We start from the raw sequence: 24,007 nt of genomic DNA on the forward strand, positions 1-24,007 counted from the left end.
ATTCGATTCATATAGCGGGAGGTCAACGTGCCGAACAACTTGGGCGCCAAGCTGAAGGATGTCGCGGTCCTGGCCCAGGTTTCCGTCGGTACGGTGTCAAATGTCTTGAACAAACCCGAGCAGGTCTCGGCCGACAAGAAGAACCGCGTCCTGGCCGCAATCGACCAGCTTGGATTCGTGCGCAACGAATCGGCCAGAAGCCTGCGGTCGGGTTCCAGCAGGAGCCTGGGCATGCTGGTTCTGGATGTCCGGAACCCCTTCTTCACGGATGTGGCGCTCGGAGCCGAGGACGTAGCCGATGCCCACAAACACTCATTCATCCTGGCCAACAGCGCGGAAAGCAGCGACCGGGAGCAGTCCTACCTTGACCTCTTTGAACAACAGCGAGTCCAAGGCATCCTGATTACTCCGTTGGGGGATGTCATCGAGCGTCTTGAGGTCATGCGCTCCCGTGGCATACCTTCAGTGCTCGTGGATCGACTCGCGAGGACCGGCGACTTCTGCTCAGTTTCAGTCGATGATGCAGCGGGCGGGAGGGCCGCGATGGAGCACCTCCTCAGCGTCGGTTCAACGCGTCCAGCCTTTGTTGGGGGGCCGTTTACCCTTCAACAGGTTGATGATCGCTACCATGGTGCCCTTGCCGCAACCGAGGCGGCAGGCGTCCGGCTTCAGTTGTTTGAAACGCCGAACCTGAAGTTCGAGCGCGGCCGCGACATTGGCGACGTGATCAACGATCTCGAGCCGGACGCGCGCCCTGACGGCGTTTTTGCCGCCAACGACCAGCTCGCCCTCGGGCTCCTGCAATCCTTCACCGCGCACGGGCTGCGGGTACCCGAGGACATCGCGATTGTGGGCTTCGATGATATTGACTTCGCCTCCCAATCAAGCATCCCTCTCACGTCCATCAGGCAGCCACGGCAACTGATCGGCGAACGCGCGGCCGAACTCCTTTTCGACGAAATCGACAACGGGCCCGAACACGGACACCAGCAAGTCGTGTTTACGCCGGAACTTGTTGTACGACGGAGCAGCCAGCGCACCTGAGTGGATGATGGTCCGGGGTTCGCTTCTGAAGATCGCTTTTTTAGAGGCCATCTGCTGGCCTAGTCGAGTGCCAACCAGTAGGCCGAACCGTCCGCCGTGCGGCTTACGATACCGGAGTCCACGAGGTACCGCCTGAGCATCGGCACGTCGTTGGTGAGCTGGGCCAGGCGCTCGTTCAGCTCTTGTTCCGCCACGCGATCGCCGCTGTCCAGGATGCGCCCGGCTACCCATGCGAGAAGCTTGAGTCGCTCTGTTTCCCGGGCGGGATAGCGATCGATGCGGCCGTCTGCCGTCAAGAAGCGCTCGACGCCGGACCTGCGGGGCGCGGACGGGAGGCTCGCTAGTGCGTCTCGGAAGACATGTCCGCGAATGCGGTAGTGCACGCTGCCTTCGGTCTCGACCGTCTCGACAAGCCCCGCTTCGGTCAGGAGCCCGAGCGCCCGTGCGAATTTCGCTGGCGAGAGTTTTCCTGGCGTGAGTTTCGCCGGCACGAGCGAGCCGCCAATGCTGATCTCAGCAAAGACCCTCCGAGCCTCGGCGTTCGCCAGCGCCGCGAGCACGCGCCGCGCATCCGGCGTCGTCGATGAGTCACTCCCCATATGCCCCAGCATAGGCACAATGAGGCACTGCAGGGGGCGGGCGCCGTCGTGACCTTCTTTGGTTTTGGAAAGCGCTTGCGACACGGCGAGTCGCGTCATTCCGGAGCAAAGCAAAAGGCCCCCGATCCCTTGTAAACAAAGGGAAGCAGGGGCCTCGCTACTTGGCGGTGACGGTGGGATTTGAAACCTTTTCAGCCCCAATGAGGGCATGAAAAACCCCTAGAATTCAAGGATTTTGGTTACCTCAAATCACCCGTTTTTACATCGGATGTGCCCAAAATGTGCCCAAAAAGTGCCCACCGACGACTTGCGAACTTTCTGCGGGCAAGCCATGTCCGCCTGGCTCGACACCCCTTTAACCGTCCTTGAGCCGGCGGACAGATCGTCGGGAAGACAGTGCCGCCCGGCACGTCAATTTTTGGCTGGGTCACGCCGGCTCAAGGACTGTTCCAGTATTACCGTGTTTTGGCTGCTGTCCTTATGTTGTTACCGGGTGAAGTTCGGCGGCCATTGTAGGGTCGTGGCTACCCAGGGGAGGCGGGTATGGCTTTGGCTGCTGTGCCGGACGACTCGTGCGTGACGGCTTCGAAGGATTGGCCGCCCGCCACCCCCGCGATGACCCCGACCGCTGATTGAGAGACGCGACACGATCGCCGGATAAGGACACGACGGCGCGGTCACCAGATGGCGGGAACGACAGGAACCGATCGAACTATCAATTGCCCGCGAGGAAGCAGTTCGGTTGGCTCGCCGCGTTCGCGAAGTGACCACTCAACTTGCTGCGAACCAGAAGCGCATGACCGAGCTGATCCAGCAAAGCCCCGCGGCGCCGCTATTGGAGATGGTGGGCGCCGGGGCTGTCACAGTCGCTACTGTCCTGACAGCTTGATCACATCCAGGAAGGGTCCGCAGTGAGGCTGCCTTCGCCTCACTGGCAGGCGTGAATCCCTTGCCAGCCTCAAGCGGTAACACTGTCCGACACAGACTCAACCGCGGCGGTGATAGACGCCTAGACCGAGCCTTGCGCACCATCACCCTGACTCGGATGGTCCACGACCCCGGAACACGGGAGTACGTCACCAAACGCACCCAAGAAGGACGTAGCTACCGGGAAATCCGCAGATCCCTCAAGCGCTACATCGCCCGAACCCTCTACCGCCAGCTCAACACCCTTATACGCCACTGCGTAACCAGGGATGCCCCATGTTGCAGAGGTTGAAGCAGCCCGCGGTTAAGGAAGCGATTATCAATGACGCGCGATCCTTTATGGGGAGGCTAAATTAGGTACCTAAAGCCGGGGGTACCAGCTACCGCGCGGCCGACTCAGCTACGCCCGCCCCGATGGAACGAGACAGAGTGACCGCTTACGAAGACGTACTCGACTGGATCGCTACCCGACACTGGTGGCAGCAATGCGCATTGGCACGCATTGCGAGCGGTGAAAAGATCGACGAGAACGAGTATGAGGAGATCGCTAAGAGCATGTTCGCGGAGCCGCCCGTTGCTCCGGACGGCGGCTGGCTCGCATCGGTCGCCGCCCCTCAGAACGCCAATCACGAACCCGTGCGGATCATCTCTGTCAAAGGAGTGGCGAATGTCAATCAACTTGCCGAGAACCAGGAGCTGACGTTCGAGCCGGACGGTCTGACCGTCGTGTACGGCAACAATGGCAGCGGGAAATCCGGCTACGCACGCATCCTGCAGTCCATGGTGCGCGTCCGTCACCGTGCAGACATCCTCCCGGACGTTTTTGCTGAATCTCCGGGAGAGCAGTCGGGCCAGGTGACGTTCCTCATCGCGCAGACGGAACACACCTCGTTGCTCGGGTCCACCGCCGATCCTGCCCTCGGTCGCGTCGCCCTCTATGACGAGCACTGCGGAGACACTTACCTCAACTCGGAGGCCGAGATCTCCTACCGACCTTCCGCGGTGCAGCTTCTTGACGACCTCTCCACAGTGACCGCCGGCGTGCGACGTGTCATCGACGGGTGGAAGACCGAGAAGAGCGTTCCCGGAGCTCTCCCCGTCGTCACCGATATAGGATCGGCAGCCACGTTCCTGGGGGCTCTCACGGCCAAGACGACGGACGCAGAGATCGCCGCGATCACCGCTTGCCCTCACGACGTCGATCAGAAGCTGAGGTCTCAGGTCGAGGAAGTGGCGCGGCTCCGGACTGCTGATCCTGCGCAGGAGAAGCAGAAGCTGCTCCGCACGGCCGATGCACTAAATCTGGTCGCTAATCACCTGTCCGGCCTCGACCGCTCGTTCGGCTCCGCGGTGCACGAGAAGCTCAAAGGGCTGCGCGAGAGCGCGAAGGTGGCCCAGGAAGCGGCGGACGCAGCGTCCTTGACCGTGTTCGGAGACGAGCCGCTCGCCGGCATCGGGTCGCCGGTCTGGAAAGCGCTGTGGCAAGCGGCGGAGAAGTACTCGCTCGTTGCTTACCCGGGACACGACTTCCCGCACGCAGACGACGGAGCAGTCTGCGTCCTGTGCCAGCAGTCCCTTGATGGCGGAGGAGCAGCACGGCTAGAACGGTTTCACGAGTTCGTCTCGGACACGACGGCTAAGGACGCCGAGTCGGCCAAGAAGGAGCTCGAAGCTGTCCTCGCGGCTCTGGGCCGGCAGCCGGTCGAGAGCCAATCGGTCGCAGTCGCCATCGCAGCGGTAGAGCAGTCAGAACCGGGGTCCTCCGCGCGGGTCCAGTCGCTATTCGACGCATTCCGTGCACGCCAGGCAGCCATGATCGCCGATGAACAGCCGGCGGACGTAAGCGTCGTCGCTGACATCACCGCACTTGCCGCCCATGAGAAAAGCCTCCGCGACCAAGCCGGCTCAATAGATGCCGCTGATTTCGCCGAACGTCTCGCTCAGGCCCAAACCGACGAGAACCGGCTGCGTGACCAGATCGCAATGCGGGACGGGAAGCCCCAGATCGAGTCGGAACGCGCCCGCCTGCTCGAGTACACGGTGCTCAATGACAAGTTCTCCGAGGCGAACACGCGCGCCATCACCGACAAGGTGGGCGAGCTGACGAAGAAGTACGTGACCGAAGAAGCCCGAGACCGTTTCACACGCGAAACCGACCGGCTCGAACTGGAGCGAGTCACCTTCAAGGCAACCAGGTCGCGCCAAGGAATGGGCCTGCTCCACAAGGCCGACTTCTTGAACGCGCGGGCAGGCGCGCGCCTCGGTGAGGTACTCTCCGAAGGCGAGCAGACGGCGCTCGGCTTCGCCGGATTCCTGACCGAAGTGCACTTCGACACAAGCAAGTCGGCGCTGGTGTTCGACGACCCCGTGTCCTCGCTCGACCACATGCGGCGAGAGGCCGTCGCCAGCCGGATCACAGACCTGGCGGGAGAGCGGCAGGTAATCGTCTTCACGCATGACATCGCCTTCACGATGATCCTTCGCAAGACCGCAGAAGCAGCGAACGTCCCCTTCGCGACCCGCGGGATCGAACGCAAGCGCAAGATTGGCCCAGGGTTCACCACGCTCAAGCATCCCTGGACGGCGCAGGATGCCGCGCAACGCGTCGATACTCTGCGGCAGGAGGTCGCAGCGCTACGACGTGACGAAGAAGGCATGTCCGATCCGGACTACCAGCGCGCCACCGAGGAAATCGCGGGTCACATGTCGCAGACATGGGAACGCATCATTAGCCAAGTACTGGCCGAGCCGCTTGTGGACTATCGAACCTTGGAGGTCCGCGTCGGGAAACTTAGAGTCATCGGCCGAGTTACTCCTGACGACATCAAGACGTACGACGATTCCTACAGCAGAATCTCTGGTTGGGCTTCCCGTCATGATCCGCACCCCGAGCTGAACTACACGCCGCCATCGGTGGATACCCTCAAGGCCGAGATCGAGGTGCTCGATACATGGTTGAAAAGCGTCAAGAAGTACCAAGGGAGCTGACGTTGGAGTTGGACGAGAAGGTCTCGTAGCTCAAGCGATCTATTGCTTCGCCTCGTATCCCTAGCGTTTTGAGGCACCTTGGTTATGAGACACACATTCCCTTCGGTTCCGAGAATGGTTCATCTGCCCGTAAAAAGCCTTTAGCCGAACCGGACCCAAGCACGTTACTACCAACGTACAATCTGTCATTGATCGCTCCGATTCAGATCGCGCGGGAAAGCTTCGTGAGGCTTTGGAGCACTAGACAACGACCGGGGAAGTCTTTGCTGTTGTCCCGGCCCGGTCCCGCCCTCGCTAGGCCGCGGTCGGCCGGGAGGCTCCCTGTCCGCTGCCAAGACCGCCGAAGTCCCTCACGAGGTGAAGGGTGAGGCTGCCTCGTCGGCGGTTCTGTGGACGTCTCCGGTCCGGATTTGAATCCAATCTCTTCGCGCGCTGCCGCAGTGAGACTACCCCTCTAGGAAGCCCCGCCACACTCGACAGCGTTGCCGTACGGCGTTACGATGAGAAAAACGTAAACGAAAAAAACGAAAAAACGACAAGCGTAAAAACAGAAACTAGAGAGCCTGCTGCCATGAGCATAAGTCCCGCCGCCGTTAAGGAAACCTTCTTCGCCCCCGAAGCTCCAAGGACTGGGCAAATTTACGACTTCATCGAGGCGCACACTGAGCGGACTGGGGCTGCGCCGCGGCCGCAATTCTTCCTGTCAGGATCCACCGCCGGCGATCAGGTGGAGATCCCTTCTGAAATCTACGATGTGCTGGTCAAAGCTGTTGAAGCTATGCGTAAGGGACTGGCCGTCACAATCACTCCGAGTTCCATGACGCTCACTACACAACAGGCCGCAGAACTCCTTGGCGTGACGCGCCCCACACTCGTGAAGCTTCTTGATGCAGGCAAAATTCCGTTTGAGAAACCTGCCACCCATCGGCGAGTCAGGCTCGAGGATGTTCTGGCTTTCAAGAACGAGAGGAAAGCAGAGCAGTACGCAGCATTAGCTTCACTTGGTGACATCGATGATGAAGACCCAGCGGCCCTTATTGAGGACCTGAAGTACGCTCGAGCGGAAGCAGGCCGCAGGCGCCGAGCTCGGCAAGTGAAACTATAGGGAGCATGTTCACCGCCCTTCTTGACAGTTGTGTCCTCTGGCCCAGCACTCAACGTGACTTTTTGCTCTCGCTGGCGTTCGAGGGGGCGTACCGCTTTGTCTTCAGCGAAGCCATTATCGAAGAGGTTGAGGTCAATGAGGAGCGGAAACGCATCAAACGGGGTGATTCAGAAAAGGATGCCGCGAAAAAGGCGCTTCACCTGAGTACTCAGCTCCGGCTTCACTTTCCGGATTCGATCGTGAGGAACTGGGAAGGGCTGGACGGGTCCTATGGATTGCCCGACCCCGACGATGAACACGTGCTGGCCGCGGCGGTTGTCGGTGGAGCGGGCAGTATCGTTACTGCTAACTTTCGAGACTTCCCAGCCGACAAGATCCCGAGTGGTATCCAGATTGTCAGCGCGAAAGATTTTGCCTACGAAACAGTCTCCATGCGACCGGACCTAGGCGTCTCAGCAATCCAAGCAATGGCCAGCCGGTCCGGGACCAAACATGCCGAGCAGTCAGCGATGGAGATCCTGGACACGCTTGACAGGCTGTATTGCCTGGAAGCGGCAACTTCCCTAATCCGAGAGCTTCTGTAGCCTCGGCTACGGATCGCCCACGAAGAGCTGGCAAACCGGGTGAAGCGCCTGCTTGTAAGACTGCGAGCGGCGAACGGAGGCCGCTGCGTCCCGTAAAGGATCACTTTTCGCGCACGAAACGGTTGCGCTCCACCTCAAGCAGGCCCACGTCGAGCGTCATGCTGGTTTCGCGCTATCCCTTTGGGGGGTTGGGATCATTTCCATAGGAGTTCTTTCCACCGATCTTTCCGTTGAGATTGCGGATCGTGTGTTCGACTCCGCGATCACGAGCCATGGCTCTGAGCGGTCGGCACCTTCGGCCAGCGATGGGAAGTGCGACGTCTAACTCTAGATTCGCAGGCCCATGTCCCGTGTCGAATGGGAGGGCTGGTACGGGTGCACATTTTCCGTGGCGGGTCCGGTGCGGGGATGGATAACAGGGGAGAGCTTCGTCTGGAGTCGTTGGCGTTGGTTTTGCATGTCGGGTTCTTCCCAGCTGACAGGGGTTCCGAGCGGGTTTGTGTTGTCGGTGATGGCCCAGCGGTCCCGGTAGATGAGGATTTCCCGTAGCGTTCGCCGTCGCCGGTCCGGGTCTGGGATGTTCTGGAGTTGCGAGGCAAGGGCCTGCACCCATGGTTCCTGGCTGGTGGGGATGTGTGCGGCTACGAGTTTGGCGCGGTTGCGGATGCGCTGTTCGACCTGGGTAACAAGGTTGCTCAGGTCGGGACGGTTGCCGGGGCACCGGACGAGCCCCTCGGGTGCTCCGTCTCGGTTGGCGGCGGTGTGCAGCCGGTTGTGGATGATGGCCGTCAGGTCGCGGACTTCGCCGCGGGGCGTCATTGCGTTGAGCACTTCGTGCTCGGCCAGGTTCCGGTCATGTGCTGCCAGCTGCTTCCATGCGGCGACGGCGGGCCCCCATGCCGGGGAGCGCCGCAGGTCCCCGGCCGAGCCTGGGGAGTTGGTGGTGAGGAAATCGGTGAGGTCCTCGTCGGCGGCGAGTTGGGTGAGGTAGTCGTGCTCGGCGGCGAGCTGTTGGAGGGTATCGGTGCTGTCCTGGAGTTCCTGCCGGGTTTCGTGTGCGGTGTGTTCGGCGCCTTCGGTGGCCAGGACTTCGCCGAGGATCTCCGGCCAGCCAGGCAGACTTGTCGGATCAATCCGTTCGTCCGCGTCGGTGTCGGGTTCGACGATGTAGGCGGTGTTCTTGGTCCGGCCGCGGGTCATGCCGACGTAGAACAGTTCGCGGGTGAGTCTGCCTTCGGTGACGGCGATGTGCCCGGTGTCGACGGTGATTCCCTGCGAGCGGTGTGCTGTGGTCGCGTACCCCAATTCTGTAAACCCGGACAGGTAGCTCCGGTCAAGGTTGATGGTGGCGCCGGTGTCGTTTCTGACGCAGGGCACGGTGCCGGCTTTGGTGGGGTGTGCGGTGATGGTCAGGAGGGTGCCGTTGCTGATGAACCCGCCCAGGCTGTCCCTGATCCTTCGGTCGTTGCGACGGGCCAGGATCACATCCCCACACCCGGCTGTGAGGCCGTCGGCCAGGGGCACGGTGTGCCGGGTGTCAACGGCTCCTGTGGCGGCCCGGTCGTCCTGGGCGCGCCGGTTGAGGATGGTCACGGTGTCATTGTCGGGGGCGATGAGGATGGAGGCCAGTCCCGTTTTCTCGTCGTCGGCCCATCCCTTGTAGGCCGCCTCGATCATCCGGTGGTCGTTTCCCGCCTGGATCCGGCCGTGTCGCTGGTACTGAAGGATCCCGTCCCAGTTCCCTGCCCGCAGCTGGAGCGATGCGGCGTTTTCCCAGGCGTGGGTGAAGCGGTGCAGTGAGGTCAGCCTCACTGCCCGGCCGGTGCGGTCGAGCCAGCCGAGCATCCCGCCGGCGTCGATGGAGTCCAGCTGGGCAGGGTCACCGACCAGCACGAGTTTCGCTCCTGCCGTGGCCGCCATTCCGGTGAGGGCGGCGAGCTGGTAGGTGGGGACCATGGATGCTTCGTCGATGATGACGAGCTGGCCGGGGTGGAGCTGCCAGCGGGACTGTTCGGCCGTGACGGTGGCGAGGAGCTGTGCCGCCTGCCGCCGCCGCCTCTGCGTCGGGCCGGCAGCACGTGGGTGTTCGAGGGCGTGTTCGGCGAGGAGGTAGCGGCGGGCGCGGTTGGCTGCTCCGGGGCCGTTGGATTCGTAGAGCCATTTCGTCACGTTCTCCGCTCCGAGTCCCAACGCGTCACCGAGGACGTCGGCGGACACGGCGGCCGGGGCGAGGGCGACCACGCTGCCGGGGCCGTGGACCTGTTGCCAGCCATCGCTCACGGCCTTCATCGTGGCGGTCTTCCCTGCCCCGGCCGGGCCGGTGAGCGCGTCCAGACGGCGCCGGCTGGTCAGGACCTGGATGGCGGCGTCCTGCTGGTCCGCGAACAGGCCAGGCCCCGCCCTGCCGGGCGTGGCGGTGACGGCGTCGACGGCGTCCCAAAGCTCCAGCCCGGGCGCGTCGGTGGCGTGGCTGGCGGCCATGATGGCTTCCTCGTCGGCAAGGATGCGGGCGTTGGTGAAGACCGTTCCGGTGACCGGGTCGAAGACCGTGTGCCCGTCGGTGGCGAGATCGGCCCGGGCGTTGTCGGGGGCGGTGTACCGGTAGTCGTTGAGGGGGACAGAGAGCGTCTGGGCGTCGTCGGCGAGGGCTTCGATCATCGCTGTGCGTTCGGCCGGGCTGGCCATCCGGATGTCGGCGCAGACGCGTTCGGCCTCGGCGAGTAGATTCCACCGGTTCCAGGTGGCGCGTTTTTGGGCGACCAGGTCCATCACCAGCCGCCCGGTGACCTGCCGCCATTCCGGGGACAGGTCCGCGCCTGTGAGGGGCCGGGTGCGGGACCGGTCGACAGTGCCGGTAATCAAATGTTCCGGCGTGCAGCCAAGGCCGTCGGCCCGGCGACGCCAGGACGTGAGCCGCTCGGCCAACGGTACAGGTTGGGCGTCCTTGGCCGTCCGGGTGGAGAGGGTGGCCTGCTGCCGCAGCTTCAGGACAGTCGAGTCGGAGGGATCGGTCCCGTGCTCAAGGTTCCAGAGCCGGACCAGCCGGTCCTTCTCGAGTTCGATGATCCGTGCCCGGGCGGAGAACTCCGTGATCAGCCCGGCATCGACCCCGGATAGCTCGCGGCCGGGGTTGCGTTCTATCGAGGCCGGTGCCCGCAGCTCAGTCTCGGTTCCCAAGCTGCGCCGCAGCTCGTCGAAGAGCAAGCCGTTGTAATGCTCACTGGCCGCGACGACCGCCTTGTACAGGGTCCGGGAATCGAGAGTGGCCCACGCCCCGTCGCTGGTTCGTTGGACGCGGTTGGCGATGACCAGGTGGGTGTGCAGTTGCGGGTCACCGGCCCGGGATTCCCAATGATCAAACGCGGCGGCGATGGCTCCGCGGACCGGGACGTGGGCCACGCCGTTGCGGCCCGTCCGGGTGCCGATGGCCCGGCACTCGAGCCAGACCAGGGTGTCCCGTAGGGCACGGTGATGCGCCGCCAACACCCGGTCCCGGACGGCTTGCGGGCTGAGCGCCCACAGGACCGAGACCGACTTCGGAACACTGAACGTCAAGTCGAACCCGGCAACCGGGTAACGCGCGGACGTTCCGGTCTTCGGTCCCGGCCCTGCCGGGACGGTGGCCCGCTGCCCGTGTCGGCGGCCCAGCGGCTCACCGGTGACCGGATGCAGCGCTCCTTCGAAGACTGCCCTTGCCGAATCATCCGTCAGGACGGTGCCGGGGGCCAGGCCGATGCCGTCCATGCCGGCGCCCAGCCAGGTCCCGGGCGGGTTACCGGATGTCGTGTAGTAGTCCGTCAGATTGCGCACGGTCACATCACCATGGGCCGTGGTCTTCAGCAGGTACTTCACCCCGGCATCCGCAGACAGCCGGGCAATGGACATCGTCACCGCAATGCCCCGGGAACACCCGCGGAGTGCCGGCAAGCGCAGTCCGGGCATGAGGAGGTGATGTCGTTTCGCCGTTGCTTCACGCCCCTTCATCGTCAGCAACGGCTTCAGGCACATGACTACCGGCGGCCTGTCACCTTTCCGTCGATAATGCCCGGTCCCCGCTTGGATGCCAGACGTGTGAAGGCAGGTCATGCGCCGTCGAAAGTTGGGTGAAGGGCCATCCGGGTGGGGACGATCAGGGCGATGGATCCAGCGGCAGAGGGGTCGACAATTCTTGTGTGTGGATCGAGTGTGGTGCCCTTGTCCAAGGTAATGTCAGCGGGATCCGGTGTCGGATGCTTGGTTGCGCCATCGCGTGCGAAGGATGCGGGCAGCCGCCTTCGGGCAGCGGTCGGGGGTGAACACTCTCTTCCGGTTGTCATCAACACGGAAGGCACCGCTCGTGGTCTGGAAGTCGGCGAAGTTCCACACCTGCTCGCCGACGACGGCGGGGATGCAGTCGAAGACCCGATGGTAGGTGTCGAGGAGCGCGACCTGGTAGTCCTCGGTCCATGGCTGATCGAGGACCGAATGCACTCCAGACAGAGTGTCTGCTCCGTACTCTGTGATGATCATCGGCTTCCCGAAGGTTCAGGCAGAAGTCGTGAACCATGTATACCGGGTCGTGGCCTTTTCCACGATGGCACTGTCTTCGTGCTTTCCGAAGCCTCGGAAGTAGAACGGCTCGCCGTTCATGAGGAGTTCCGTACCGCGCACCTCGACGGTTCGCACCCCGACAGGCAGGTAATAGGAGTCAATGATGTGCTCCCCATCCATGACGTCGACGACGAGATCGTAGAGATATGTAGCTCCCGGCTGCCAGAGCACCGCGTCCGCGATGCGAAGTTCCCCCGTGGCTCGGTGTTCCCGCGCGACGAGCATTCCATCGGTACCGCGTACGCTCACGCGCACATCCGCTTCGCCGTCGACGACGGCGACGGAGGGGACGCTGTACAGCCACACAGATCTCGCGAGGCCGCCGTAGTTGAAGAAGTCGTGAAGGTACTTCTGCTGACGGCGACCGTCTTCGGTCACTGTGACGAACCCGGGCGGCATAGTGGATTTGGTGAGTTCGTTGTTGACACCGATGGTGAGACGGAACTCCTCACCGGCGTCGACGAGGGATGTGACGTCCGCTTCGAAAGGTGTGTATCCGCCGATTTGCTCGGCGACGAGTGCGTCGTTGACGAAGACCCTGCCCTCGTGAGTGGCGGCGTCCACCCGGACCCTGATGCGTTCCACGGCCCAGCCGCGGGGGTCGCGAACCGTGCGTTGGTACCAGACCCATCCGACGTGGTCCCGGATGTCCAGGTCTTCATGCTGCCCACGCCGGCCCCGCACGAGAAGCCGGCCCCGGATCCGAAACCGACCGCCCATCGGCGCGTCTTGGCAGTAGGGAATCACCTTGGCTGTTAGGACTGCGAAAATTCAGTCTGTAGCCGCAGTTGACCGGGTGGCTCTCTAGAGGCCACTTGCCATGACCGGCTCGACCTCAACATGCCGGCCTAAGTGCGTCGGAAATCAGCACCAGCGACGCAGGCGAGCTTCTTGTTGAGTTTCCGGGGTAATAGATCGGGACTGCAGGGTTAGCAGCAACCAGTGGTGGGCAGCCTCTGGCCGATCAATTCGTTGCTGTAATGCCGCTTCCGGGCGTCGATTACATGGGCGGCCGGGTCATGGCCTGTGGCGGAAAGGTCGTCGTGCACCGGGGTGAGCAAGTCGTCGACGTCGTGGAGCACTCCTTGTGCCATGACCTTGCGGACCTTCGCAACCGAAGTGATGTCCCGTAGGGGGTCGCCTTCGACGAAGATCAAATCTGCCAGGAAGCCTGGCTGAACCTTGCCCAGTTCGTTCTCGGCTCCCAGAACGATGGCGGCGTTGTGTGTGGCGGTGCGCAGAGTGTCGTAAGGGCTGATGCCATGGGCCACCATGGCGCGCAGATTAAGGTGCGTGCCAACAGCTGTATGGTCAATGGGCGCGTCAGTGCCGTTGATGACAAGGCCGCCGCGGTTCATGATGCGTTGCACGACGGACACTTGCGATGCCAATGCGGTGCGCAATCTCTCGGTTACTGCCGGACTGGATTTCACGAGGTTTGCCTTTTGTGCGAGGGCTTCCAATTCCCAGGGCGGATAGAGCGCCCTTATGCGTCGGTCGATGAGCCATGAATCGTCGTTTGCCAGTAGTACGGATGCGATCGACAGGGTCGGTGTGATGGACATTCCGGTTTCGCCGAAGATGGTGACTACGTCGTCGTAGGCGCGGGCGCGGCGCGTCATCGTTTGTGAATAGCCCAGCCGGTTCGAGCCGAAGAGGTGTTCCACACCGTCCATACCCAGCAGGGCGGCCGGGTAGAGGTAGTGGGAGGTGACCCATCGCCCGTTGCGATGGGCCCGCTGGATTGCGGTGCGTTGCGATGTGATCGGCAATCTGACATAGGTTTTCACCAAGTCGTAGTCGAATCCATCCACCCTGCTCAGCTCGAGTTCGAGGTCGTCGGGGGTGGTGGGACGCATGAAGTTGTAATAGACTCGGCTGCCGTCAATTGCTTCTCCGGTGCCGAAGTAGCGCGGTCCAATCCGACGGCAAGCCTTGATCGCCTCGCGCTCCTCCAGCGCCTGATACACCGGGTCCCCGGGTGATCGGATGGTCGTTATACCGAACGCGAGCCAGATACGGCCCTGACGTGAACCGAAGAATTTGCCCCTCATGTGCGGGTGCACGTGCATGTCGGCCAGACCAGGCATCACCGTAAGATTGCTTGCGTCGATGACCTGCCCGTCGCGGATTTCGGACCGCCGCCCGACGTCGACAATTCGGTCGCCTTCGACGACAATTGCCACGTTCTCGCGAAGCCCCTGGGATTCGCCGTCCCACAGGCGGCCCGCGTGGATGATTGTTCTCTTCGGAGATGACGTACGAATCCGCGGCCAGGCGATAGGGATGGTTTTCGCGGGTCCGCCGCCAGCCGGAATCAGGCGGAGGCGGCCTTGAGAAAGGTATAGCAGTCGTGCCGAGTCGCCGCTCCAAGTGGGTGCATCCGTTACCTCATGTGTCAGCCGCCGTGCAGGGCCTGCCGGGCGACCTGTGCCGTCGACCTGGATGACCCAAAGCGTGCTGCCCATCACGAACGCCATGCGGGAGCCGTCCGGGGACCAGACAGGTCCGTCGTAACCCCTCGTGCTCAGCGAACGGTGTGGGCTTGGATCGAAATGGGTTGTTTTCCCGGTGCGTAGATCGAGCGTGAGGATCTGATTGAACCCTTCGCGGAACCGCCTGGACGACGGCTGCACCGCGGCAAAGGCCAAGACTGCGCCATCGGGCGACCAGGTTGGCCGGCCAGGCTGCCACATCGGTCCAAGGACCTTAGACACCTGGCTCGTTTCGACGTCGGCAACATACGTGGCGCCTTCATGGTCCTGGAAGGCGATCCTTGTGCCATCAGGCGACCACGCCGCCGCAACGGCGGCGAATCCGCAGGCAGTCAGCCGTCGCTCCGCTCCGGTGCTCAGCTCCCGGATCCATATGTCAGGGTTTCCGGACCGGTCCGAGGTGTAGGCGAGAAAGCGATTGTCCGGGGACCAGGCCGGGTCGGTTACGAAGGAATGGCGGGTGAGTCGTTGCGGCTGGCCGCCGTCCACTGGCGTGAGCCACATATCGCCCAACGCGCAGAAGGCGATCTTGCTCGCATCTGGCGACAACGCCGGGCCGACGATACCCATCGGGGAACGCTCGTCCGTCCGTTTCTGCTGCCTGGGAAGTTCCCGGCGCGCGGTGACCCGCGCCCGGGCGGTGAATTCGACGTCGGCGACGGCGCCGGTGGCGAGGTTACGGCGACGGATGCCTCCGTCCGCTGTATAGAGCACCTCACGCGCGGACAGCCAGACCGCCCGGAACGGGAACACGTCCTCGTCCTTCGAACTGACGGTGTTACCCTCCACAACGAGTCTCGTGGGGCCGAAGCCGAAGGGGCCGGGCAGCTGTCCGTCGAAGACTATGTACGCTACGTCGAGTCCGTCGGGGCTCCAGCTCGGGGCGTACACCAGGGCGTCATCGACTTTTGCATGGCGACGGCGACCTCCTGCGGCGTCGACGGAATCGATGGCCACGCCGTCGACGGTGAACGCCAGTCGAGTGCCGTCTGGTGACCAGGCCGGCGTTGCCTCTTCGGACGTGCTGTTGGCCCAGACGGTCACCAGGCCGGAGGTAAGGTTGAGAACATAGATCCCGTAACTGCCTTCGCGATCGGAGGAGAAGGCGATCTGTGTGCCGTCCGGTGAAAATCTGGGTTCACGATGATCAAACGGCCCGGTTGTCAACTGACGCAGATTGGTTCCGTCGGCATCCACTTGCCAAATGTGAAAATTGCCGGAACGGTACGACTGAAAGACGATGGTCTTGCCGTCCGGTGACCAGTCAGGTTGTGTTGCGTCGGCAAATTCGTCGCTGATAGGACTGGCTTCGCCACCGGAAATAGGCAAGGTCCACAGCACCCCGAGCAGATCGAGTGCTAAAGAGGAACCGTCCGGCGAGACGGTGGCGCAAATATTGGTGCCCTCGTGCAGCTCAACCCACCGCTCCTCCGGCTGCCGCTTCTGCGCCTGTGGCGCGTGAACCGCTTCCTGGATCACAGCTGACCAGTCCAGCCCGAGGGAAGCTCTTTTCCGCGCAATCGACGCGATGGTGTTGTTTTCCTGCCCATCGTTCTCCTCTACCGGCCGCACTTCTGCAAATCCGGATTCCTCCAACAGCGAGCGACCCGGATCTCGGCCCTTTGGACAAATTAGGGCAGGGAGGGTCATTGATCAAATAGTGATTTTCGATCGAGAACATCGGGAAAGCCGATAGCGGCATCTGGGGCTGAGCAGGGGGCAAATTCCGAGCCATCAGCGAAGTTGATCGCCGCGATCCAAAACTTCGTCTTCTTTGATGACGTCGTCTTTCCGTACCGTTAGGGCCTATGACCGACATCACAGTTTGCGGCATGACGTGGGCTGGAGGCTGGGCACCCTTCTGTTCGCGGGCTCAGGCACGGATCGGCTTTTCCACCCTCCCCATGTCATTAGAAATAGGAAGTCAGGAACACGTATGAACGCGATGAAGGGAATTACCGACGCTGCAGTGAACGTTGGCGACAGTGTTGAGGTTTTCCGTGCGCAGTTTCCGGTGTTGAAGCGGAAGGTGCATCTTGCAAGCAACGCCCGCGGTGCGATGAGCATGCATGTGCGTGATTCCTACCATGCGTACTTGGACAGTTGGGCGAATGAGGGCACAGCATTTACTGGATGGCTTGATCAGCAGGAGGCTTTCCGGGGCGCGGTGGCGTTACTCATCGGCTCATCGACGGCAGAGGTCGCCGTGACCGCTTCCGTGACTGCCGGACTTGCTTCGTTGCTTTCGGGCATTAACTGGCAGTCCGAGGGTCGGCGGGTGATCGTAGCGGATGACCAGAATTTCCCGTCTGTCATGTATCTGCTCCATGCTCAGGCACGGCACGGTGTGGAAGTCCGCATTGTCCCGGCGGGGAACTCCGAGGCGGCCATCGCCGCGTTCGAAGCCGCCATCGACGATGACTGCAAGCTTGTCTGCGTGTCGCATGTCTCCTTCCGGAACGGGCGCCGCCTGGATCTTGCGCGCCTCTCGGCCGTGGCACACAGGGCCGGGGCCTGGCTGGTCGTTGATGATTATCACTGCGCTGGCACGCGGGTCGTCGACGTCGAAGCTGACGGAGTCGATGTCCTCACCTCGGGCACGGCAAAGTTCCTTCTTGGCAGTCCCGGAGTGGCGTTCTTGTATGTGCGTGACTCACTGTTGGCGGACTTGCACCCGACAATCACGGGATGGTTCGCCCAACGCGACCCGAACGACATGCAGATCGCTGAGCACCGTGAGGCCGATGATGCCAGGCGGTTCCAGGTCGGCTCGACACCGGTGCCGGCAATTTACGGGAGCCGCGCTGGCATCGAAGTGATCGCCTCCGTGGGTCTTCACCGGATCCAGAACCGGATCAGCACACTGACGGCCCAAGCAATCGACGCCATCGAATCTGCGGGATTCGTCACGGACACGCCACGGGACGCGGAGCATCGGGCAGGTCTCGTGGCCATCCGGGCCGACCGGCCGGAGGAGGCGGTGCGCGAGCTCGCGGCACGGGACATCCTCGTCACCACGCGATCAGGAAACATCCGCACGGCGTGGCATTACTACAACACAGAGCAGGACCTAGCGGTGCTGATGAACGCCCTTGAGGACATCGGCGGCCTGCTGGTCCCGCGCCACGCTCTCTGACTATTTCGCCAAAGAAGCTTCGTCCCCTTCCCACCCGCATTCCTCCTTCCAACCCAACGTTCAGTGCAAAGTCGCACGTGCTAAGGAGCAAGAGAATTGAACTATCTTCGTAAGTTGTCTGCCGTCGCAGTCTTCGTCGTCGCCGCCACCCTAACGGGCTGCGGAAGCGACGCCGGAAACAGTTCGGCGCCCACAACCCATGCGGCACCAGGCATCGCGCTGCCAGCCGGCATCAAGCAGGCAGGAGTGGTCAACGTCGCCGGGTACATGGCCTTTCCCCCATACCGCTACCTCGACGCGTCCGGTAAACCGGCCGGCTTCGAAATCGACCTGGCCAAGGCCGTCGCCGGGAAGCTGGGGGTCAAGATCGAATTCCACAGCGTGGAATTCCCCGCACTGATTCCCTCGATTTCCAACGGGCGTTATGACTGGTCGCTGGGGACTCTCAGCGATACCGAAGAGCGCCGCAAGGTCGTCGATATTCTCGACTGGGCGCGGCCGGCTTATGTGGTCCAGGTCCAGGGAGGCAATCCCCACGGAGTCGACCCCGCGCAGCTGTGCGGCGTGACCTTCGGCCACCTTCAAGGCTCCGCACAGGCCTCGGCGTTCGACCTGATCGCCGCCGACTGCGCCAAGCGTGGTGCCCCTGCGCCGAAGCAGATCCTTTTCCAGGACCCCGGAACCCAGATGCAGGCCCTGCAGAACAACCGGTTCGATGCAGCTCTGCAAAACCCTCCGGCAGGGGCCCAAACGCAGCGCGAGACCAAAGGCGCGCTGGTCGTGCTGCCCGGCAAAGTTTCGACCATCCCAGTGGATCCCTCGGGCTGGGTCTTCGCCAAGGGCAATACAGAACTCGAAAAGGCTGTCAGCCAAGCGATCCAATCCCTGATCCAGGACGGCACGTGGGCGAAGATGCTCAAGGACAACGACTTCCTTGACTACGCCATCGTTCCGCCGACGCTCAACACCAAGCCGACCACCTTCTAGTGCGGAGCCTTTTCGATGTCGAGTGAAAAGTCAACCGACCTGGCTCCAAGAATGAGGCTAGGCGATATCCAAGCTCCACCGGCGGGCATGCGCGTCATTGCGCTCCGGCACCCCGTGCGGTGGGCGTCCGCCGCCGTTATCATTCTTCTCCTGTTGTGGTCCGCGAAGGTGCTCGTCACAACGGCAGCATTTGAATGGGACGTGGTGGGCAGCTACCTCTTCAACCCGCTGGTGCTCGACGGCGTGGCGCAGACGCTCGGGATGACCGCCCTGGTGCTCGTGATCGGCATCATCGGGGGGGCGATCATCGCGATTATGCGGCTCTCGCCCAATCCAGTCCTGCACTCGATGGCACATTTCTACCAGTGGTTCTTCCGCGGAACGCCGCCGCTCGTTCAGCTGATCTTCTGGTTCAACCTCTCCTCGGTATTCCCCAAGTTCGAACTGACGCTCTTCGAGCACACGTTCTACAGCATCTCGACCAACAGCCTCATGACACCGTTCGTCTCCGCCCTGCTTGGCCTGGGATTGCCGTTGTCGGCGTATTATTCGGAAATTGTCCGCGCGGGCATCCTCGCCGTCGATGAAGGACAATGGGAGGCTGCCTCTGCCTACGCCCTCACGCCCTTCCAGACGATGCGCCACGTGGTCTTGCCTCAGGCGATGCGCGTCATCATCCCTCCCACGGGAAACGAAGCCATCGGCACCCTGAAGTTCACCTCCTTGGCCACGATCGTCTCCTATTCGGAGCTCCTCCACACGGTCAGCTCGATCTACAACACGAACTTCCAGACGATCCCGCTGCTCATTGTCGCCGCGCTCTGGTACCTCTTCCTGACGAGCGTTTTGAGCATCGGGCAGTACTTCCTGGAGCAGCGCTTCGCCAAAGGAAGCACACGCTCGGCGCGGCAGCCCCTCATTTCCAAGTTCTGGTCGACCATCCTAAGGCAGGTGAAGACGGCATGACTGTCATGGTGTCTGCGGAGGGAATCCGCAAGAGTTACGGCCGGCTCCCCGTACTCAACGGGGTTTCCCTTGAGATCAAGACCGGCGAAGTCTGTTGCCTGCTCGGACCGTCAGGGGCCGGGAAGAGCACCCTTCTGCGCTGCGTCAACCACCTCGAAAGCATCGATGGCGGCCAGCTCGTTGTCGACGGTGAAGTCATCGGTTACCGGGAGAAGTCCGGAAAACTGTACGAAATGCACGGCCGGGATATCGCGAGGCAACGCGCATCGATCGGGATGGTCTTCCAGCATTTCAACCTGTATCCACATATGACAGCGGAACAGAACGTGAGCCTGGCGCAGGTAGCCGTGCACCAGCAGGGGAAGGTTGAGGCCAGGAACCGAAGCCGGGAATTGTTGGAACGCGTGGGCCTGGGCAGCAAGGCCGGAAAGTACCCGCGCCAACTTTCGGGCGGGGAACAACAGCGCGTCGCCATAGCCCGGGCGCTAGCCATTTCCCCGAAGCTGATCCTCTTCGACGAGCCGACGAGCGCCCTGGATCCGGAGCTGGTCGGCGAGGTTCTGGAAACCATTCGCGCGGTCGCGTCGGAGGGAATCACGATGATGGTCGTAACTCACGAAATCGGCTTCGCGCGGGAGGTGGCAGACCGCGTCGTCTTCATGGACGGCGGCGTGGTCGTGGAGCAAGGGCCACCCGGCGAAGTGCTCGAGGCGCCAGCTGAAGGACGGACGAGGGCGTTCCTGGAAAGGGTGCTGTGAGCTGGAACGACCCGGTCGTTCTCTTGAACGACGCCAACGAACCAATTGGGACCTGCCCCAAAGCGGACGCACACCAAGGCGACGGAATCCGCCACTTGGCCTTCTCGTGCTACGCGTTCGACGCGAACGGACGAGTGCTCCTGACCCGGCGTGCATGGACGAAGGAGACCTTCCCCGGTGTCATGACCAACACCTGCTGTGGGCATCCCGTGCCGGGGAGACTCTGGTGGAGGCCGTCAAGCGCCGAATGCGCGACGAACTCAATCTCGAAGTCAACGACCTGCAGTTGGCCTTGCCGGACTTTGAGTACGTCGCACAGAGCAACGAGTATGTTGAGCGGGAGTTCTGCCCTGTCTTTGCGTGCCGGGTGGATCATGACCCCGTCCCCAATCCCGTCGAGGTTGATGAGGCATGGTGGGAGCCGTGGGTTGACGTCGTTGCCCTGGCCGAGGTCCAGCTCTCCCCACTCTCTCCGTGGGCGAGGCTTCAGGTGCCGTTGCTCTCTGCAATGGCCTTACCGGTCTGACGTCAGGGTCGGAGGAGTACCTTCAGGGACTCACGGGCATCCATCGCACGGTACCCCGCTGCCATCTCATCCAGGCCGATCGTGCGGTCGAAGACCAGTCCGGGGTTCACGGTGCCGTCCAGGATTGCGGGCATGAGGCGTTCCACGTAGCCGGCCACGTGGGCGACGCCGCCGGTGAGCGTGATGTTGCGGCCGAACAGGCTTGCGTTGCCCACCGGAGCCTGCTCGTACTGGGGGACGCCGACCCGGGCGATCGTGCCGTCGCTGCGGGCGACACCGATCGCCTGCTCGTAGGCGGGCATGTGCCCGACGGCCTCGAGCACGATTTCCGTGCCGAGGCCGTCGGTGAGCTCCCGGACCCTCGTCACACCCTCGGCGCCGCGTTCGGCGACGACGTCCGTCGCACCGAAGGTGCGGCCGAGGTCGGTGCGCGCGCAGTGGCGGCCCATGAGGATGATCTGCTCGGCGCCGAGCTGCTGGGCGGAGAGGACCGCGAGCAACCCCACGGCCCCGTCACCGATGACAGTGACACGGCTGCCTTCAGTCACGCCGCCCTTGACCGCGGCATGGAATCCCGTTCCGTAGACATCCGCAAGGGTCAGCAAAGAGGGGAGCAGTTCGGAATCCCCACCGACCGGGAGCCGGAAGAGGCTTGTATCGGCCAGAGGGATGCGCACTGCCTCGCCCTGGCCGCCGTCGAACCGGGACCAGTACCCGCCGTGCAAGCACGACGTTGTGTGGCCCGCACGGCAGAAGGAGCACGTGCCGTCCTGATAGGTGAAGGGGGCAAGGACCAGATCACCCTTCTTCAGGCGCCGGACGTCCGCCCCGGTATCTTCGACCACCCCGATGACCTCGTGGCCCATCCGTTTGGGATTGCTGTCCGTCCAGGAATGGTAGGAATGCAGATCTCCGCCGCAGATGCAGCTCAGGACCACGCGGATGACGGCGTCGGTCGGCGACTCTATGACGGGGTCCGGGACGTCCTCAACTCGGACGTCACCGAGACCATAAATGAGGGTGGCGCGCAATGGCGTATCTGCCTTTCAGAGACTTACGGATGCTAGCGGCGGGCCAATTGGGGATCGACTCGCAGGTTGAATTCTTCATGGGTGCTTCAGAGCGCCAGGTCGTCCAAAGGAGCGCCGTCATCGAAGGTCGTGACGCTATCTGTGGTGTTGCCCGTGATCAGTTGGAGGGTGGTGTTACGGAGACGATGAATCGTGCTTTTTCCGGGTGCGGGTTGAGGAATCTGTGGGGGAGCGCGGAGTCGAAGTGGCAGCTGTCTCCCGCGTCGAGGGCGTAGTCAATGGCCTCGAGCTCGACGATGAGTGATCCTTCCAGTACCAGGACGCATTCTTCGGAAATGTGCGTACGGGGGGATTCGGAGGATGCGGCGCCGGGGTCGAGCGTCCCCTCAAGGACTTCGACCTTCCCGCCCGAACGCGACACCTGCGAGTAGGTGAGGTGCCGGTGTGGTGTTGAGACCAGGCGGCGTTCGTCGTGGCGGATCACGGCGACCGGTTCGGGGCCTTCGGTGCGGAATAGATCGAAGAGGGGAATCCGCAGTGCCTCGGCGAGTCGTCTGAGGGATTCCAGGCTTGGGTCGCTCTGGCCCCGTTCGACCTGACTGAGCATGGCGACGGACAGACCTGTTTGTTTGGAGACCTGGCCCAAGGTCAGGCCGCGGCTGCGCCTCAGTTCGCGAATCCGTGATGACAACAAAGCGAGGACATCTCCCTATGGGAATATCCGGGCTGCCGGAGTGGCAGCCCGGACACTCATTGCTAGACCGGCTTCGCTGCCGGTTCGGGTGTGCTGGTGTCTGCGTCGGTTTTGACCGTTGTTTCGGGGATGCCTACTGCGATTGCGGTTGCCGGGGGTCGTTTGGTGAGGAGGCTGACGATGATTGCCAGGAGGAGGTTGATGATCAGTGCCGGGACACCTACGACCATGCCTGGCGGGAAGACGGTGAGCAGTGCCGAGCCCAGCGCGGGGATGGAGACTATGGCTCCTCCGGCGATGGCTCCTGTTGTGAGTCCGGCGGCTGTTGTGCGCCGCCAGAGGAAGGACAGGAAGAGCGCCGGCGCCAGTTGTCCGACCGCGCTGTAGACGCCGGTCATGATGCTGAGCAGGGCGTCGCTGTTGAAGGCTGTGATCAGGACCGCGAGCAGGGTGAAGACAACCACGCTGGTCCGTGTCGCGACGAGGGAGCGCTTCAGAGTGGGTTTGATTTCACCGAGCACGTTCGAGGTGAACATGCTGCTTGCGGTGATCATGATGACGGCGGTTGGCACGAGCGCAACGATCACGCCGCATCCTGCCAGCAGGCCGACGACCCAGTCGGGGTAGTTGTTGGCCACGAAGATCAGCAGTGAGCCGTTTGCCTGCTTGGCGGGCAGGTTGGGCAGGGCCAGGATGGCTGCCAGGGCGATGATGGTGATGAGGACGTAGAAGAGCGAATACAGGGGTTGGACGATCTGGTTCTTGCGCACGGTCGCGGAATTGCGTGCGGTGTATGAAACCTGGAAGGCGTGGGGCAGGGCGAAGGCGCCCAAGGGAGTCAGCAGGAGGAAGCTCATCCACCACCATTCGTTCATGGACGCGAGACCGCCGATTCCGGGCAGGGTTCCCGATTCCGGGTGAACCTTCTTGACTGCGTCGAAGATGCCGCCCAGGCCGTCGACACCTGCGGCGTGTGCCGCGCCCGCGGCCACGATCAAGAGCATCAGAACCAGAAGGACGTCCTTGACCACGGCGACGAAAGCGGCGCTGCGCATGCCTCCTGCGAAGACGAATACGGCGACAAGGAGACCGCCGGCAAAGACGTAGGCGATGGGGGGAATGGCTGTTCCGAAGAGGGTTGCCAGGATGAGGGAGAGCCCGGTGAGCTGGACGCGGGTGTAGAGCAGCAGGGCGATAATGCCGAAGACGGTGATCAGTCCGCCGAACCAGCGGGCGTTGAAGCGGGCGCTGAAGTAGTCACCCATGGTGGTCAGTCCGTGGGCTTTGCCGGCCCGCCCGATCCGGGGCACGAGGAAGTAGCCCACAGGTGCTGCCAGCGCGACGGTTCCCAGGACGTAGTAGCCGGGTGCGCCGCCGCTGAAAATGGCCTGCGATGATCCGAGCAGGGCGGATGCGGTGAATGTCTCGCCTGCGAGGAGGAACCAGAAGAGCCAAGGGCCGAAACGGCGGCCCCCTACTGACCATTCCTGGACGTCCACTTTGGTTCCGCGGGAGGCCAGAAGCATGCCTGCGGCGACGGAGCCGATGACCAGAATGATGCCGATTGCCATGACCAT

Annotated in this window: 17 protein-coding genes and 1 pseudogene; 10 read left to right on the forward strand and 8 right to left on the reverse strand. The window is 62.7% G+C overall.

Features of this window, described 5'->3' with window-relative positions:
- Positions 1 to 27: 27 nt before the first annotated feature.
- On the forward strand, positions 28 to 1,044 hold the full coding sequence (locus ACX5I4_RS02160; protein WP_461835219.1) for a LacI family DNA-binding transcriptional regulator: 1,017 nt from the start codon (positions 28 to 30) through the stop codon (positions 1,042 to 1,044).
- 59 nt (positions 1,045 to 1,103) lie between these two features.
- On the opposite strand, the gene ACX5I4_RS02165 is transcribed toward ACX5I4_RS02160, so the two are convergent.
- Positions 1,104 to 1,643 (reverse strand): DUF2087 domain-containing protein, encoded by a 540-nt coding sequence (locus ACX5I4_RS02165; protein ID WP_461835220.1) that lies wholly within the window; start codon positions 1,641 to 1,643, stop codon positions 1,104 to 1,106.
- Positions 1,644 to 2,319: 676 nt separating this feature from the next.
- Between ACX5I4_RS02165 and ACX5I4_RS02170 the strand changes: the two are divergent.
- The 4 genes and pseudogenes from ACX5I4_RS02170 to ACX5I4_RS02185 form a co-directional block, all read left to right on the forward strand.
- A pseudogene (locus tag ACX5I4_RS02170) lies at positions 2,320 to 2,862 on the forward strand (transposase); the annotation flags it as partial.
- 137 nt (positions 2,863 to 2,999) lie between these two features.
- The gene (locus ACX5I4_RS02175) at positions 3,000 to 5,558 is read left to right on the forward strand and encodes an AAA family ATPase (protein ID WP_461835221.1); all 2,559 of its coding nucleotides are present in this window, start codon (positions 3,000 to 3,002) and stop codon (positions 5,556 to 5,558) included.
- Positions 5,559 to 6,129: 571 nt separating this feature from the next.
- Positions 6,130 to 6,663 (forward strand): helix-turn-helix domain-containing protein, encoded by a 534-nt coding sequence (locus tag ACX5I4_RS02180; protein ID WP_306963370.1) that lies wholly within the window; start codon positions 6,130 to 6,132, stop codon positions 6,661 to 6,663.
- A 5-nt stretch (positions 6,664 to 6,668) separates the two neighbouring features.
- Positions 6,669 to 7,247 (forward strand): PIN domain-containing protein, encoded by a 579-nt coding sequence (locus ACX5I4_RS02185; RefSeq protein WP_306963372.1) that lies wholly within the window; start codon positions 6,669 to 6,671, stop codon positions 7,245 to 7,247.
- Between the two features lie 327 nt (positions 7,248 to 7,574).
- On the opposite strand, the gene mobF is transcribed toward ACX5I4_RS02185, so the two are convergent.
- The 4 genes from mobF to ACX5I4_RS02205 form a co-directional block, all read right to left on the reverse strand.
- Entirely contained in the window at positions 7,575 to 11,189 is a 3,615-nt protein-coding gene (gene mobF / locus ACX5I4_RS02190) for a MobF family relaxase (RefSeq protein ID WP_461835222.1), read from the reverse strand.
- 267 nt (positions 11,190 to 11,456) lie between these two features.
- Complete coding sequence (locus ACX5I4_RS02195) at positions 11,457 to 11,756, reverse strand: glycoside hydrolase family 2 TIM barrel-domain containing protein (protein ID WP_306962518.1); 300 nt, start codon at positions 11,754 to 11,756, stop codon at positions 11,457 to 11,459.
- A gap of 15 nt (positions 11,757 to 11,771) precedes the next feature.
- Positions 11,772 to 12,557 (reverse strand): sugar-binding domain-containing protein, encoded by a 786-nt coding sequence (locus tag ACX5I4_RS02200; RefSeq protein ID WP_461835223.1) that lies wholly within the window; start codon positions 12,555 to 12,557, stop codon positions 11,772 to 11,774.
- A gap of 209 nt (positions 12,558 to 12,766) precedes the next feature.
- A complete protein-coding gene (locus ACX5I4_RS02205) occupies positions 12,767 to 15,904 on the reverse strand; it encodes an amidohydrolase family protein (protein WP_461835224.1) in 3,138 nt (1,045 codons plus the stop codon).
- Between the two features lie 364 nt (positions 15,905 to 16,268).
- On the opposite strand from ACX5I4_RS02205, the gene ACX5I4_RS02210 reads away from it, so the two are divergent.
- The 5 genes from ACX5I4_RS02210 (at position 16,269) to ACX5I4_RS02230 (ending at position 20,705) form a co-directional block, all read left to right on the forward strand.
- Positions 16,269 to 17,468, forward strand: coding sequence for an aminotransferase class V-fold PLP-dependent enzyme (locus ACX5I4_RS02210; RefSeq protein ID WP_461835225.1), 1,200 nt, complete (start codon positions 16,269 to 16,271; stop codon positions 17,466 to 17,468).
- A 96-nt stretch (positions 17,469 to 17,564) separates the two neighbouring features.
- The gene (locus ACX5I4_RS02215) at positions 17,565 to 18,455 is read left to right on the forward strand and encodes a transporter substrate-binding domain-containing protein (RefSeq protein ID WP_306962525.1); all 891 of its coding nucleotides are present in this window, start codon (positions 17,565 to 17,567) and stop codon (positions 18,453 to 18,455) included.
- An 87-nt stretch (positions 18,456 to 18,542) separates the two neighbouring features.
- On the forward strand, positions 18,543 to 19,421 hold the full coding sequence (locus ACX5I4_RS02220; RefSeq protein ID WP_461835226.1) for an amino acid ABC transporter permease: 879 nt from the start codon (positions 18,543 to 18,545) through the stop codon (positions 19,419 to 19,421).
- Entirely contained in the window at positions 19,418 to 20,179 is a 762-nt protein-coding gene (locus ACX5I4_RS02225) for an amino acid ABC transporter ATP-binding protein (protein WP_306962529.1), read from the forward strand. The genes ACX5I4_RS02220 and ACX5I4_RS02225 overlap by 4 nt, the downstream gene beginning before the upstream one ends.
- 154 nt (positions 20,180 to 20,333) lie before the next feature.
- Positions 20,334 to 20,705 carry an NUDIX domain-containing protein gene (locus tag ACX5I4_RS02230; RefSeq protein WP_461835227.1) on the forward strand — a complete coding sequence of 124 codons (372 nt, stop codon included), beginning with the start codon at positions 20,334 to 20,336 and terminating at the stop codon, positions 20,703 to 20,705.
- A 2-nt stretch (positions 20,706 to 20,707) separates the two neighbouring features.
- Here ACX5I4_RS02230 and ACX5I4_RS02235 read toward each other — a convergent pair whose 3' ends face one another.
- From ACX5I4_RS02235 to ACX5I4_RS02245, 3 genes are all read right to left on the reverse strand, one after another.
- On the reverse strand, positions 20,708 to 21,736 hold the full coding sequence (locus ACX5I4_RS02235; RefSeq protein ID WP_306962533.1) for an alcohol dehydrogenase catalytic domain-containing protein: 1,029 nt from the start codon (positions 21,734 to 21,736) through the stop codon (positions 20,708 to 20,710).
- Between the two features lie 157 nt (positions 21,737 to 21,893).
- On the reverse strand, positions 21,894 to 22,427 hold the full coding sequence (locus ACX5I4_RS02240; protein ID WP_306962535.1) for a helix-turn-helix domain-containing protein: 534 nt from the start codon (positions 22,425 to 22,427) through the stop codon (positions 21,894 to 21,896).
- A 65-nt stretch (positions 22,428 to 22,492) separates the two neighbouring features.
- Positions 22,493 to 24,007, reverse strand: a complete 1,515-nt coding sequence (locus ACX5I4_RS02245; RefSeq protein ID WP_306962537.1) for a sodium:solute symporter family protein — start codon at positions 24,005 to 24,007, stop codon at positions 22,493 to 22,495.

It is taken from the genome of Arthrobacter sp. MMS24-S77 (assembly GCF_054888235.1).

Excerpts from the sequence above, each read along its gene's own strand:
- ACX5I4_RS02165 (WP_461835220.1), bottom strand. The coding sequence starts at position 1,643 with ATGGGGAGTGACTCATCGACGACGCCGGATGCGCGGCGCGTGCTCGCG.
- ACX5I4_RS02180 (WP_306963370.1), top strand. The coding sequence starts at position 6,130 with ATGAGCATAAGTCCCGCCGCCGTTAAGGAAACCTTCTTCGCCCCCGAA.
- ACX5I4_RS02185 (WP_306963372.1), top strand. The coding sequence starts at position 6,669 with ATGTTCACCGCCCTTCTTGACAGTTGTGTCCTCTGGCCCAGCACTCAA.
- mobF (WP_461835222.1), bottom strand. The coding sequence starts at position 11,189 with ATGCCCGGACTGCGCTTGCCGGCACTCCGCGGGTGTTCCCGGGGCATT.
- ACX5I4_RS02195 (WP_306962518.1), bottom strand. The coding sequence starts at position 11,756 with ATGATCATCACAGAGTACGGAGCAGACACTCTGTCTGGAGTGCATTCG.
- ACX5I4_RS02200 (WP_461835223.1), bottom strand. The coding sequence starts at position 12,557 with ATGGGCGGTCGGTTTCGGATCCGGGGCCGGCTTCTCGTGCGGGGCCGG.
- ACX5I4_RS02210 (WP_461835225.1), top strand. The coding sequence starts at position 16,269 with ATGAACGCGATGAAGGGAATTACCGACGCTGCAGTGAACGTTGGCGAC.
- ACX5I4_RS02220 (WP_461835226.1), top strand. The coding sequence starts at position 18,543 with ATGCGCGTCATTGCGCTCCGGCACCCCGTGCGGTGGGCGTCCGCCGCC.
- ACX5I4_RS02225 (WP_306962529.1), top strand. The coding sequence starts at position 19,418 with ATGACTGTCATGGTGTCTGCGGAGGGAATCCGCAAGAGTTACGGCCGG.
- ACX5I4_RS02230 (WP_461835227.1), top strand. The coding sequence starts at position 20,334 with ATGGACGAAGGAGACCTTCCCCGGTGTCATGACCAACACCTGCTGTGG.
- ACX5I4_RS02245 (WP_306962537.1), bottom strand. The coding sequence starts at position 24,007 with ATGGTCATGGCAATCGGCATCATTCTGGTCATCGGCTCCGTCGCCGCA.